Origin of the sequence: Streptomyces camelliae (assembly GCF_027625935.1) — a bacterium.
Classification (GTDB): domain Bacteria; phylum Actinomycetota; class Actinomycetes; order Streptomycetales; family Streptomycetaceae; genus Streptomyces; species Streptomyces camelliae.
The window spans coordinates 5,193,489-5,205,991 of record NZ_CP115300.1; the positions used below are offsets into that span (position 1 = coordinate 5,193,489).

Below are 12,503 nucleotides of genomic sequence, written 5' to 3' on the forward strand. Positions count from 1 at the left end.
TCGGACGTTCAAAGTTACCGACGGGTGCGCACCCCTGTCATCGCAGATGCCTGGCCACCGCCTGCGCGATCCTCCCGGCGTCCAGCGCCATCTCCCGGAACATGCCGCTGATCGGATTGGTGAAACCGGTGAAGTACAGGCCGGGCGCCTGCGCGGGCGCCCGGCCGCCGTGCACCACGGGTCTGCCGCGGCCGTCCAGCACCCCGAGATGCCCGACCAGCCCCTCCAGTGCCCGCGTGTACCCGGTCGCCGCGATCACCGCGTCCGTCTCGATGCGGCTGCCGTCGGCGAGGACCACCTTCCCGTCCTCGAAGGACTCGACGGCGGCCACGATCTCCACCCGGCCCGTGCGCACGGCGTCGATCAGGCCGACGTCCTGCACCGGGATCGCGCCCTGCCGCACCCTGCTGTACAGGCCGGTGTCCGGGCGCGGCAGCCCGTGGGCCGTGAGGTCCGGCACGGTCGCCTTCGCGAACGGTCCGGCCAGCCGGTCCACGAGGCCCGCCGGCAGCCGTCGTACCAGGACGCCTGTGTACTGGGCGGCCCAGCCGAGCGTCGAGCGGCGCAGGATGTGCGGGGCGGTGCGCACGGCCAGCCGCACCCGCGCCGCCCCGCCCTCCACCAGGTCGACGGCGATCTCCGCGCCGGTGTTGCCGATCCCGACGACCAGCACGTCCCGGCCCGCGTACGGCGTGGCGTCGCGGTAGCGGCCGGCGTGCAGCAGCTGACCGGTGTAGTCGTCGCGGCCCGGCCAGTCGGGCAGCAGCGGGGTGTGGTTGTAGCCGGTGGCGACGACCACCGCGCTGCCGGTCAGCTCGCGCCCGCCGGAGGCGTGCAGCAGCCAGCCGGTGCCGTCCTGGGCGCGCTCGACGCGGAAGACCTCCACGCCGGTGACGATCTCCAGCTCGTGGTGCTCGGCGTACTTCTCCAGATAGCGCACGACGTCGTCCCGGCGGACCCAGCGCCCGAACTTCCGGGGGATCTTCAGGCCCGGCAGCGCGGACAGCCGTCGGGTGGTGTGCAGCCGGAGGCGGTCGTAGTGGCCCCGCCACGAGGCGCCCACCCGGTCCGCCTTCTCCAGGACCACCGCCCGTATGCCCCGCGCCCGCAGCGCGTACGCGGCGGCCAGACCGCCCGGCCCGGCGCCGATGACGTAGACCGGGCGGTCGGCGGGCGTGGCGGAGAGCTGTGCGGAAGCGGAACGGGAGTCGGCCATGCTCGGAGCGTAATCACCCACCCGGTTGATGGGTCTCGGTCAAGACCGGAATTGGTTGCGGATTGATCACGTGTGTGGAGAAGTGTGCGCGACAGGTGACGTAGCCCACGCGGATGGGGTGTTCCCGGGGACGGTCCACTCGTAGGCGCCGTCGGCGTGCGGGCGGGCCTGGCCGGTGGTCTTTACGGCACATCTGACGTACCGTCAGATCCATGGACTCCATAGGGCTGGACGGCGTTCACTGGCTGGCGGTGCTGCGGATCGGGCTCGGGCTGTGGTGGCTGGAGAGCTGGCGGCACAAGGACAAGAAGGCCTGGTTCGAGCGGGGCAGCGGCATCGCGTGGGCGGCGGAGATCGCGGAGAAGCACCGCTGGGCGCCGGTGCGCAGCGGCTTCGAGGCGACGGTGAAGCCGCATCCGAAGCTGATGGCGTACATCGTCGCCTACGCCGAACTCTCCCTCGGCCTCGGCCTGATCCTGGGCTTCCTGACCCCGGTCGCGCTGATCGGCGGCCTGCTGCTGAACGCCGTCTACTTCGTGCTGATGATCCACGACTGGGCGGAGCAGGGGCAGAACTCGATGATGGCGCTGATCTCGCTCGTCGCCTTCTTCGGCATGGCCTGGCAGAGCTGGTCGCTGGACGCCTGGCTGGGGTGGTTCTGATGCGGGCCGTGCGGTACGACGTACCGGAGACCGACGCCTTCACGCGCCCGTACTGGGAGGCGGCCGCGGAAGGGCGGCTGCTCATCCGCCGCTGCGGGGCCTGCGGCCGGGCCCACCACTATCCGCGCGAGTTCTGCCCGCACTGCTGGAGCGAGGACGTGACCTGGGAGGAGGCGAGCGGCCGGGCCACGCTCTACACCTGGTCCACGGTCCACCGCAACGACCTGCCGCCCTTCGGCGAGCGCACCCCGTACATCGCCGCGGTGGTCGATCTGGCGGAGGGGCCGCGGATGATGACGGAGCTCGTGCACTGCGCGCAGGGCGCGCCGGCGGCGGGGATGGCGCTGCGGGTGACGTACCGGGACGGAAATCCGGTGTTCGAGCCCGGCGGCTGAGCCCGATCATCGGTACGCATGAGCCCCGAGAACTGGTATCTCACCGACGACCTCGACGAGTTCCTCGCCCGCGCGGGCGACTTCCTGAGCTCCCGCCCGGCGTTGCACACGGTGCCGCTGAGCGTGACGGAGGCGCTGCGGCGCCGCGGACCGCACGCCTTCGGTGCCGGGGATCCCGTCTTCGGCATCCTGGACGACGGCACGGTCCGCGCGGTCCTGGTCCACACCCCGCCCTTCCACCTCCACGTCACCGCGCTCACCCCCGGGGAGGCCGACGCGCTCGCCGCCCGGCTGGCCGAGCAGGCCCATCCGGTCCCCGGGCTCTCCGGCCCGCGCGAGACGGCGGAGGCCTTCGCGGCGGCCTGGCAGCGGCGCAGCGGTACGGCGGGCACGCTCACCCTGCGCCAACGGCTGTACCGTCTGGACGAGTTGACCGCCCCCGAGCCCCGGCCCGAGGGGCGGGCGCGGATCGCCGGGCCCGCCGACCGCGAGCTGCTGATCCGCTGGAAGCTCGCGTTCGACGGGGACACCGGCCACGGCCCCGGCCAGGACCCGGCCGAGTGGGCCGACGCCCGCATCGCCTACGGCGGCATCACCCTCTGGGAGACCCCGGACGGCACCCCGGTCTCCTTGGCCGGCGTGACCCCGGAAACCGCGGGCCAGGTCCGCGTCGCCCCGGTCTACACCCCGGCCGAGCTGCGCGGCCGGGGCTACGCGGGCGCGGTCACGGCGGAGGTGAGCCGGGCCGCGCGGGAGGCGGGCACCGCGGAGATCCTGCTCTTCACCGACCTGGCGAACCCGACGAGCAACGGCCTGTACCAGCGCATCGGCTACCGGCCGGTGGCGGACTTCGCGGTGTGGAGGTTCGGGGACTGAGGGGAGCCGCAGCCGCAGGGATACGGCACTCACGGAGTCAGGACGTCACTCACGGAGTCAGGACGTCGTTGTGCGCGGGCCGGGACGGCGTCTAAGGCCAGAGCAGTGTCCTGCTCCAGCCGAACTCCGTGCTCCGGTACTCCAGCCGTACGTGCCGCCGGTCCGGATCCCCCTGGAAGAACTCCACCGTCTCGGGACGCAGCCGATACAGGGTCCAGGTCGGGGACGGCTCGGCCGGGTTCAGGCGGGCCCGGTCCCAGGCCGCCTCCGACGCCCGCCGCAACTCCTCGACCGAGGACAGCTCCTCGCTCTGCCGACCGGTGAGCGCCGCGGCCAGCGCGCCCGTCGAGCGGGCGTGCAGATCCGCCTGGCTCTCCGCCGAGGGCGCCGCCGTCACCGGCCCGCGCACCCGCACCTGACGGCCCAGCATCGGCCAGTAGAAGGCCAGGGCCGCGTACGGGCGGGCGGCCAGGGCGCGGCCCTTGCGGCTGGTGCGGTGCGTGGCGAAGGCCCAGGCGTCCGGGTCGGCGCCGTGCAGCATCACGATCCGTACGTCGGGCCGCCCCTGGTCGTCCACCGTGGCCAGCGACATCGTGTGCGGCTCCGGCTGCCCGGCCGCCACCGCGTCCGCGAACCAGCTGGTGAACAGCGGGAGCGGGGTCGGCGGGGCCGTGTCCGGGTCGAAGGGTCGTAGCTCGGTCGCCTCAGGGGCCCAGACCCGCAGGGACCGAAGCAGCTCGTGGAGATCGTGCTGTGCCATGGGGTGAGTATCGCCCCGGGTCCACCGCGATCACCCCACTCACCGCCCTCACTCCCGCCCCAGTACCACCGTCCCCGACGAGCAGAACCAGCCCCCGGTCCCGGAGGCGACCCCCAGCCGGGGTACGCCCCCGTCCCGGCCGCGCACTTGCCGCTCCCCGGCCTCGCCGCGCAGCTGCCGTACCGCCTCCACCAGCAGGAACAGCCCTCGCATACCGGGGTGTTGGGCCGACAGGCCGCCCCCGTCCGTGTTCACCGGCAGCTCCCCGCCGCGCACCAGCAGCCGGCCCTTCTCCACGAACGCCCCACCCTCGCCCTTCCCGCAGAAGCCCAGGTCCTCCAGGGTCACCAGGGTCATGTAGGTGAAGGCGTCGTAGATCTCCGCGAAGTCCATCTCCGCCGCCCGCACCCCGGCCCGCTCGAAGGCGAGGCGGCCGCTGACCGCCGCCGGGGAGACCGTGAAGTCCGGCCACTCGGACATCGCCGCGTGTGAGGTGTGCTCGCCGGTGCCGAGGATCCAGACGGGGGCCGTACGGCAGTCCCGCACGTACTCCTCGGCCGCCAGCAGCACCGCCGCGCCGCCGTCCGAGCGGATACAGCAGTGCAGCTTGGTGAAGGGGTCGGCGATCATCGGGCCGGACAGGACGTCGTCGACCGTGATCGGGTCGCGGAACATGGCGTCCGGGTTGAGGGCCGCGTTCGCCCGCGCCTGCACGGCGACCTCCGCCAACTGCTCGACGGTCGTGCCGTGCTCGATCATGTGGCGGCGGGCGGCCATCGCGTACTTGGCGATCAGGGTGTGGCCGTAGGGGACCTCGAACTGGAGGGGGCCGCGCGCGCCGAAGGAGAGGGTGCCGGTCCTGCGGCCCGCCTTGATGTCGGCGCGAGCCGTGGAGCCGTAGACGAGGAGCACGGCATTGGCGTGCCCCGCCGCGATCGCGTCCGCCGCGTGCGCCGCCATCACCTCCCAGGCCGAGCCGCCGACCGAGGTGGAGTCCACCCAGGTCGGACGCAGGCCCAGATACTCGGCGACCTCGACCGGGGCCAGCGTGCCGAGGCCGGCGGAGGCGAGGCCGTCGACCAGCGTGCGGTCCAGTCCGGCGTCCGCGAGGGCACGGCGGGCCGCCTGCGCGTGCAGGGTGTACGGCGTCGTGTCGGCCACGCGTCCGCAGTCCGACAGCGCCACTCCGACCACGGCGACTTTCCGGCTCCCGGGCGTCATACGGTCCTCCGTCCCCTGTGCATCTCGCTCCGCCGCTTCTAATATGACGGTCCGTCAGATCCGGAGGGAAGAGGCAGGAAGAGGCAGGGCAGAGCCATGGACACGCGTCTCACCGCCGAGCAGGACGAAATCCGCCGTACCCTGCGCGAACTCCTCCGCAAGCGCTGCGGCCCCGAGGAACTGCGCGCCGCCCTCGCCGTCCCCGCCGGACACGACCCCGCCCTCTGGACCGCCCTCGCCGGCCGGCTCGGCCTGCCGGGTCTCGCCCTGCCCGAGCGGTACGGCGGGGTCGGCTGCTCGGTCACCGAACTGGCCCTCGCCTGCGAGGAGGTGGGGCGGGCGCTCTCCCCCTCCCCGCTGCTCGCCACCTCCGTGCTGGTGGCACCCCTCGTGCTCACCCTCGGAACGGAGGCCCAGCGCGCCGCACTGCTGCCCCGGCTCGCCGCCGGCACCCTCACCGCCGCGCTCGCCGTACCGGGAACCGACCTCGCCACCGCGCTCGCCCTGACCGGCGGGAACGAGGGGTACGTCGCCGGTGGCGGGCGGGCCGGGGGTGTCCAGGCCCGGCGTACGGCGGACGGCTGGCTGCTGTACGGGCAGGCCGAGCAGGTGCTGGACGGCCACAGCGCCGGGCTGCTGCTCGCCGCCGCCCACACCGGGGGCTTCGCCCGCTCCCGGACCCGGCTGTACCTGGTGCCGGGCGACGCGGCGGGCCTCGCGCGCACCCGGCAGACCGCGCTCGACGCCACCCGCCCGCAGGCGCGCGTCCAACTGCGGGACGTCCGCGCCGAGTTGCTGGGAGAGGAGGAGGCGGAGGTGCTGCCCGCGCTGGCCGTGCTCGGGGACTCCGTGGCCGCGGTGCTCGCCTGCGAGGCGGTCGGGGCGGCCGGGCGGGTGCTGGAGCGGACCGTGGAGTACGTCGGGCAGCGCGAGCAGTTCGGGCGGCCTGTCGGCTCCTTCCAGGCGGTGAAGCACCGGTTGGCCGAGGTGTATGTGGCGGTGCAGGGGGCGAGGTCGGCCGCGTACTACTCCGCGTGGGCGTCGGCGTCCGCCTCGGCTTCGCCTTCGGCGTCCGAGCCGTTCCCACCGGCACCGCCCGTGCAGCTCTCGTTGCCGGGTGCGGGTGGCCCCCGTGGGGCGTCCTCGCCGTCGGCGGATTACGGTCCGGCTGGTCCGTCCGGGCCGTCCGGTTCATCACGGCCGTCCGGTCCGACGCCGACGGCGCTCGCCCAGGCCCGGGAGGCCGGAGCCGCTGGGCTCGCCCGGGCCCGGGAGGCCGGAGCCGGTGAGCTCGCCCACGCCCCGGAAGCTGGAGCCGCTGGGCCGGTCCTTGGCCGCGCCCCGGAAGCCGGAGTCGGTCGGTTGGCTCTCGCTCAGGCGCTGGAGGCGCTACGGTTGGCCGCTGGTGAGGGGATCCAGTTGCACGGCGGGATCGGGTTCACCTGGGAGCATGACGCTCACCTGTACTTCAAACGGGCGGCCGGGGACGAGTTGCTGTTCGGGCCACCGCACCGGCTCCGGGACCGGGCCGCCGAGACCGCGGGGCTGTTCGGGCACGGGGAGGTGGCGGTGTGATCGGCGTCCGGCTGGTGCAGAAGGTGTCCTCGACGCGCGGGTTCGCGAAGGTCGCCCCGCATGTGATCCCGGCACTGGACCGGGCCGTCCACCGGCTCACCCGGGGCAGGGTGCTGCTCAGCGCCCAGATGCTGCCCGGGGTGATCCTCACGTCGACAGGCGCCCGCAGCGGACAGCTCCGCCGGACCCCGCTCGCGTGCATGCCCGAGGAGGACGGCAAGAGCTGGGTGCTGATCGGCTCCAACTTCGGGCGGACCGGCCACCCGGCCTGGACCCACAATCTGCTCGCCCACCCGGACGCCTCGATCAGCTGGAAGGGGCGGGACATCCCGGTCACCGCCCGGCTGCTGACGGGGGAGGAGCGGGCGGAGGCCTGGCGGGCGGCCCTGGCGTTCTGGCCGCCGTACGCCGCGTACCAGGAACGGGTGACGAGGGAGATCCGCCTGTTCCGGCTCACTCCGACCCCCTAGGGGCGCCCGAACCTACAGCGTGGCCAAGCGCTCCGCCAGGAGCACCGCCCCGATTCCCAGCATCGCCGCCCCCGACGTACGCGTCACCGTCCGAGCCGCCGCAGGCCGCGCGGCGAGCAGGGTGCGCGCCAGTACGCCGACCGTGAGGTACACCGCCGCGCAGCACGCCATGTGGAGCAGGCCGAGGGCCGCCGTCTGCACGGGGACGGGCAGGTGGGTGCCGCGCAGGGTGAGGAACTGGGGGAGGACGGAGAGGTAGAGCAGCAGGCCCTTGGGGTTCAGGCCGCTGATCGTCGCGCCCCGCAGGAACAGCCGTCCCGCTCCGGCCTTCGGGGCCTCGTCCGCACCCGGCACGGCAGGCCGCCGCAGCACTCCCCACCCCAGCCACAGCAGATACCCGGCGCCTGCGACCGTCAGCGCGGTCAGCAGCCTGGGCGAGCCCGCGACCAGGACCGCGAGGCCCGCCGTCGCCAGGACCGTGTGCAGGGCGTACCCGCAGACCAGCCCCGCCACCGCGCGCGGTGCCGAGCGGCCGCGCAGGGTGGCGGCGATGACGTACGCCCAGTCGGCGCCCGGCACGCACACCAGCAGCAGGTCCACGGCGAGGAAGGAGAAGAGCAGTCCCGAGTCCATGCTGGGGACATTAGGCGTGAATGGCCCGAAAGTGTTCCCGAAATTTGCCGGGAACCAGAAACTTCGGGGGAAGATCTGCCCTATGGATGACGTGGACCGGAAAATCCTTGCCGAGCTGCAGCAGGACGGGCGGCTGACCGTGACCGAGCTGGCCGCGCGGGTGCGGCTGAGTGTCTCGCCGTGTCACCGGCGGCTGCGCGAGCTGGAGCGCTCCGGTGCCATCGAGGGGTACCGGGCGGTGGTGGACCCGGCCGCGCTCGGGCTGAACTTCGAGGCGCTGGTCTTCGTGTCCATGCGGCAGGAGGACCGGGACACGGTCGCCGAGTTCGAGCGGGCGGTCAGTGAGCTGGAGCACGTCCTCGACGCCCAGCGGCTGTTCGGCGAGCCCGACTATCTGCTCCGGATCGCCACCGCCGACCTCGCCGCCTTCCAGCGGCTGTACGACGACCGGCTCGCGACCCTGCCGGGTGTGCAGCGGCTGACGTCGACGCTGGTGATGAAGCACGTCGTACGGGACCGGCCACTGCCCGCGTAGCACGGCAGGCGGCAGCTCACCTCGGTGAACCACCGCCTGCCAGACAGGACTTGGTGAGAAAAGGGGTCCGGGCTACTTCGCCGGCTTCTTGCCGGTGACGCCCAGGTGCACCAATAGGGCGAGGTTCGGCTTCAGTTCGGCCTGCTTCACACCCCAGGACTGGAAGCCCTTCTGGTGGGCCGCCACCGCCGCGAGCATCGCGACCAGCGAGCCGGCCACCGCCGCCGGGTTCACGTCCTTGTCGACCCTGCCCTTGGCCTGGAGTTCGGCGATGGAGTCCGAGAGGGAGTTGTTCACCGAGTTCAGGATCTTCATCCGGATCTTGTAGAACCGTTTGTCCCCTTCGGCGGCGCCGAGGTCGACCACGCGCAGGATCGCGTCGTTCTTGCGCCAGAACTCCAGGAACCCCTCGACGAGTTCCTGCGCGGTCTGCCAGCCGGACTTGCCGGCCCAGGAGCGGCCCGCCAGGAGCTCGGTCAACCCGGCTCCCTCGGCGGCCATTTGCTCGGCGATCTCCAGGACGGCGCCTTCGACGTCCGGGAAGTACTGGTAGAAGGTCGCGGGCGAAGTGCCCGCCTTCCGGGCGACATCGATGACCTTGACGTCCCGGTACGGGGAGGAGCTGAGCATCTCGCTGAGGCAGTCGAGCAGCTTCTGCCGGGTCGCCTGCCCACGCCGGCCGGCCACGCGGCCGTCGACGGTACGCACTTGTCCTGTCATGCCGTCAGCTTACCGAGGGGTGATCGGAGCGCGATTCGGCCGACTGCAAATGGGGTGCACGGGGGCTCTGAGGGTGGTGTGCCTGGTCTGCGGGGTGCGCGCGGCCCGGTTACTTTGGCGACATGGCCGAAAACAGGGCATCCGGGAATGAAGAGACCCAAGAGGTCGGGGAGACCTACGGGGAGGGTGTGCCCTGCTGGGTGGACGCCCAGCTGCCCGACGTCGAGGCGGGCAAGCGGTTCTACGGTGAGCTCTTCGGGTGGACCTTCGAGGAGGCGTACGGCTCCTCGGTGTGGGCCCGGCTGGACGGGGAGCCGGTCGCCGCGCTGGCGCACAAGACCGACGGCCGGATGCCCACCGTCTGGACGGTGTACTTCGCCACCCCGGACGCCGAGGCGCTCACCCGGCGGATCACGGCGGCCGGCGGACAGCTCGTGATGGCGCCCACCGCGCTGGACGACCTGGGCACGGCCGCGCTCGCCGCCGACCCCGAGGGGGCGGTGTTCGGCCTGTGGCAGCCCGGCCGGCACCGCGGTTTCGGCCGCCGGCGCGCACCCGGCACCTTCGTCTGGGCCCAGCTGTACACCCGCGACATCGCCACCGCCAACACCTTCTACGGTGGCCTCTTCCACGAGGCCCTCTTCGGCCCCGGTGCGGCGCCCGACTTCGGGCGCTCCGACGTCATCGAGGTCTTCCCGGCCGAGATGCCCCCGCACTTCCTCGCCCACTTCCGGGTCACCGAGCTCGACGACGCCCGCGGGGCCGTGCAGCGGCTCGGCGGCCGGGTGCAGGCGCCACCCTTCGAGACCTCGTACGGATGGGTGGCCGTCGTCACCGACAATCAGGGGGCGTCGTTCGCACTGCTCCAGCGGTGATCCGTCCGCTTTGATGGGATTAAGCGGAAGACACCCCGATTTTTCACCGGGTTCGCAACCAGCCGCCCGGCCAGGAAGAATCAGGGTGCGTGCCGCCATGGCGGTGCGGTGGTGGGACGCTGCACGGCGGTCGCGTACATATGGGGTGGCGCGACCAGTACGGGGAGGTGGCAGGCAAGTGGATCAGCTGACGCAGCACGATCCGCGGCGGATCGGGCCGTTCGAGGTGCTGGGCCGGCTGGGCGCCGGCGGCATGGGGCTGGTCTATCTCGCGCGCTCGGCGTCCGGCCGGCGCGTGGCGATCAAGACGGTGCGCACCGAGCTGGCCGAGGACCAGCTCTTCCGCGTCCGCTTCACCCGCGAGGTGGAAGCGGCCCGCGCGGTCTCCGGCTTCTACACGGCGGCCGTGGTCGACGCCGACCCCCGCGCCCCCGTCCCGTGGCTGGCCACCGCCTACGTCCCCGCGCCCTCCCTCGAAGAGATAGTGAACGACTGCGGGCCGCTGCCGGCCCAGGCCGTGCGCTGGCTCGCGGCGGGCGTCGCCGAGGCCCTCCAGTCCATCCACGGTGCGGGCCTCGTCCACCGGGACCTGAAGCCCTCCAACGTGCTCGTGGTCGAGGACGGCCCCCGGGTGATCGACTTCGGCATCGCGTCGGGCGTCTCGAACACGCGCCTGACCATGACCAACGTCGCCGTCGGCACCCCCGCCTACATGTCCCCCGAGCAGGCCAAGGACTCCCGCAGCGTCACCGGCGCCAGCGATGTCTTCTCCCTCGGCTCCATGCTGGTCTTCGCGGCCACCGGCCACCCGCCCTTCCACGGCGCCAACCCGGTCGAGACCGTCTTCATGCTGCTGCGCGAGGGCCCGGACCTCACCGGCCTCCCCGACGAGCTGCGCCCGCTCATCGAGGTCTGCATGCAGATGGAGGCGTCGGCCCGCCCCTCCCCGGCCGACCTCCAGGCCCAGCTGGCACCCCACCTCTTCGGCTCCGGCTCCGACGACAGCGGCACCGCCTCCGCCTGGCTGCCCGAGAAGGCCGTCGCCCTCATCGAGTCTCGCCGCGGCGGCGGCCGCCCCACCGCCAAGCCGGCCCCGGCCGGCACCGGCGGCCGGGGCAGTGCCGGCCGCTCGACGGTCCCCCCGCCGCCCCCGTACGACCCCCCGGTCCCGCCTGTTCCTGTCGGCGCCCCCGACACCGGGCCGGTCCGGCTGGCCGGCGCCCCGGTGCCCATCGGCCCCGGTCCGCGCGTCGCCGACGCCCGCGCCGCCGCCGTCAAGGCGCCCCCGCCGGAGGCCGGCCTGGTCGCCAGCTGGTCCCGCCCGCGCCCCGGCCTGGCCGGCGCCGACCCCGCCGTACCGCCGGTGCCGCCCCAGCCGCCGGAGACCGCGGCCGGCTGGCGCCCCTGGCGTTTCCGCATGTCGAACGACGTCTGGGGCACCCCTGCCGTCGCCGGCGACCTGGTCTACGTCACCTCCTTCGAGGTGCACGCCCTGGACGTGGCCACCGGCCGGCGCCGCTTCAAGACGCGGGACGTCGCCTGGTCCATGGCGGTGGCGGACGGCCGTATCCACGCCTCGGACGGCCCGACCCTGTTCGCCCTGGACGCCCGCGAGGGCACCGACCTGTGGCGACTGTCGACGGACGCCTGGGTGTACTCCCTCAAGGCCGACCACGGCACGGTCGTCACCGGCACCCGGGGCGGCGGCGCCCAGGCCTGGGAGGCCGCGACCGGACAGAAGCTGTGGGAGATCAGCGGCTGCCAGACCGACTTCGAGTCCCCCGAAGCGGGCCCGCTCGTCCACGACGGCACGGTCTACGTCTGGCAGGACGCCCGGCTGCGCGCCCTGGAGGCCCGCACCGGCGAGGAACGCTGGTCGTACCCGGTCGGCGACGCGGCCTCCTGCGGCGGCGTCCCGGTCCGCCTCACCCCGGCGCCCGACGGCTACGTCTACGTCTCCGCCGGCACCCGCGTCCTCGCGATCGAGGCGGCGAGCGGCATGGTCCGCTGGCACTTCGAGGCCCCGGCGGTCTTCCTCTCCCCACCCGCCTTCACCCCGGGCCCGGCGGTCACCGGCGGCGGGGTCTACCTGGCGGACTACCTGGGCACGGTCTACGCCCTCGACGCCACCGACGGCCGCGACCGCTGGCGCATCGCGACCGAGGCCCGCTCCTCCATCGACCCGGTCCTGGTCGCCGCCGGCCATGTCCACGTGGGCAGCGGCAAGGCCCTGTACACCCTGGACGCCGTCACCGGCACGCCCAAGTGGCGCTTCCAGGCGGGCGGCGACGTCGTGGGCGCACCCGCGGTGGCCGAGGGCCGCATCCACTTCGGCTCCACGGACCACCTGCTCTACACCCTGAAGGCCGACGACGGCCGCCTGCGCTGGAAGCTGGCGACCGGCGGCGAGATCACCGGCTCCCCGGTGGTCCAGGACGGCGTGGTGTACGCCTGCAGCAAGGACCGGTGTGTGTACGCGCTGGACGCGGAGAAGGGCACGGGCACGGCACGGACGGCGTGAGAGGTGTGCCGAGGAGGCCGGGGGGAGGCGTGACGGCCGTCGTA

Annotated in this window: 13 protein-coding genes; 8 read left to right on the plus strand and 5 right to left on the minus strand. The window is 73.4% G+C overall.

Annotation, left to right across the window (positions count from 1 at the left end; genetic code table 11):
* Window positions 1–37: 37 nt before the first annotated feature.
* Window positions 38–1,216: a flavin-containing monooxygenase gene (locus O1G22_RS23755; protein ID WP_270083161.1), complete on the minus strand. Its 1,179-nt coding sequence runs from the start codon at window positions 1,214–1,216 to the stop codon at window positions 38–40.
* A 212-nt stretch (window positions 1,217–1,428) separates the two neighbouring features.
* On the opposite strand from O1G22_RS23755, the gene O1G22_RS23760 reads away from it, so the two are divergent.
* From O1G22_RS23760 to O1G22_RS23770, 3 genes are read left to right on the plus strand one after another with little or no spacing between them, the layout of a single operon-like run.
* Window positions 1,429–1,878 carry a DoxX family membrane protein gene (locus O1G22_RS23760; protein WP_225097854.1) on the plus strand — a complete coding sequence of 150 codons (450 nt, stop codon included), beginning with the start codon at window positions 1,429–1,431 and terminating at the stop codon, window positions 1,876–1,878.
* Entirely contained in the window at window positions 1,878–2,273 is a 396-nt protein-coding gene (locus O1G22_RS23765) for a Zn-ribbon domain-containing OB-fold protein (protein ID WP_270083162.1), read from the plus strand. The genes O1G22_RS23760 and O1G22_RS23765 overlap by 1 nt, the downstream gene beginning before the upstream one ends.
* Before the next feature lie 18 nt (window positions 2,274–2,291).
* Window positions 2,292–3,149, plus strand: a complete 858-nt coding sequence (locus O1G22_RS23770) for a GNAT family N-acetyltransferase (protein WP_270083163.1) — start codon at window positions 2,292–2,294, stop codon at window positions 3,147–3,149.
* A 91-nt stretch (window positions 3,150–3,240) separates the two neighbouring features.
* On the opposite strand, the gene O1G22_RS23775 is transcribed toward O1G22_RS23770, so the two are convergent.
* Window positions 3,241–3,909 carry a pyridoxine/pyridoxamine 5'-phosphate oxidase gene (locus O1G22_RS23775; RefSeq protein ID WP_270083164.1) on the minus strand — a complete coding sequence of 223 codons (669 nt, stop codon included), beginning with the start codon at window positions 3,907–3,909 and terminating at the stop codon, window positions 3,241–3,243.
* Window positions 3,910–3,957: 48 nt separating this feature from the next.
* The gene (locus tag O1G22_RS23780) at window positions 3,958–5,130 is read right to left on the minus strand and encodes a thiolase C-terminal domain-containing protein (RefSeq protein WP_270083165.1); all 1,173 of its coding nucleotides are present in this window, start codon (window positions 5,128–5,130) and stop codon (window positions 3,958–3,960) included.
* A 96-nt stretch (window positions 5,131–5,226) separates the two neighbouring features.
* Between O1G22_RS23780 and O1G22_RS23785 the strand changes: the two genes are divergently transcribed.
* Together O1G22_RS23785 and O1G22_RS23790 are read left to right on the plus strand one after the other, a co-directional pair.
* A complete protein-coding gene (locus O1G22_RS23785; RefSeq protein ID WP_270083166.1) occupies window positions 5,227–6,705 on the plus strand; it encodes an acyl-CoA dehydrogenase family protein in 1,479 nt (492 codons plus the stop codon).
* Window positions 6,702–7,175, plus strand: coding sequence for a nitroreductase family deazaflavin-dependent oxidoreductase (locus O1G22_RS23790; protein ID WP_270083167.1), 474 nt, complete (start codon window positions 6,702–6,704; stop codon window positions 7,173–7,175). The genes O1G22_RS23785 and O1G22_RS23790 overlap by 4 nt, the downstream gene beginning before the upstream one ends.
* A gap of 12 nt (window positions 7,176–7,187) precedes the next feature.
* Here the strand turns inward: O1G22_RS23790 and O1G22_RS23795 are convergent, their stop codons facing one another.
* Window positions 7,188–7,808: a LysE family translocator gene (locus O1G22_RS23795; protein ID WP_270083168.1), complete on the minus strand. Its 621-nt coding sequence runs from the start codon at window positions 7,806–7,808 to the stop codon at window positions 7,188–7,190.
* Between the two features lie 82 nt (window positions 7,809–7,890).
* Between O1G22_RS23795 and O1G22_RS23800 the strand changes: the two genes are divergently transcribed.
* Window positions 7,891–8,343, plus strand: coding sequence for an Lrp/AsnC family transcriptional regulator (locus O1G22_RS23800; RefSeq protein WP_225097845.1), 453 nt, complete (start codon window positions 7,891–7,893; stop codon window positions 8,341–8,343).
* Window positions 8,344–8,415: 72 nt separating this feature from the next.
* On the opposite strand, the gene O1G22_RS23805 is transcribed toward O1G22_RS23800, so the two are convergent.
* Window positions 8,416–9,063, minus strand: a complete 648-nt coding sequence (locus O1G22_RS23805; RefSeq protein WP_270083169.1) for a TetR family transcriptional regulator — start codon at window positions 9,061–9,063, stop codon at window positions 8,416–8,418.
* 122 nt (window positions 9,064–9,185) lie between these two features.
* Here O1G22_RS23805 and kbpA point away from each other — a divergent pair, with 122 nt between their 5' ends.
* Window positions 9,186–9,938 carry an AfsK-binding protein KbpA gene (kbpA, locus tag O1G22_RS23810; RefSeq protein WP_270083170.1) on the plus strand — a complete coding sequence of 251 codons (753 nt, stop codon included), beginning with the start codon at window positions 9,186–9,188 and terminating at the stop codon, window positions 9,936–9,938.
* Window positions 9,939–10,116: 178 nt separating this feature from the next.
* Window positions 10,117–12,459, plus strand: coding sequence for an outer membrane protein assembly factor BamB family protein (locus tag O1G22_RS23815; protein ID WP_270083171.1), 2,343 nt, complete (start codon window positions 10,117–10,119; stop codon window positions 12,457–12,459).
* Window positions 12,460–12,503 lie beyond the last annotated feature (44 nt).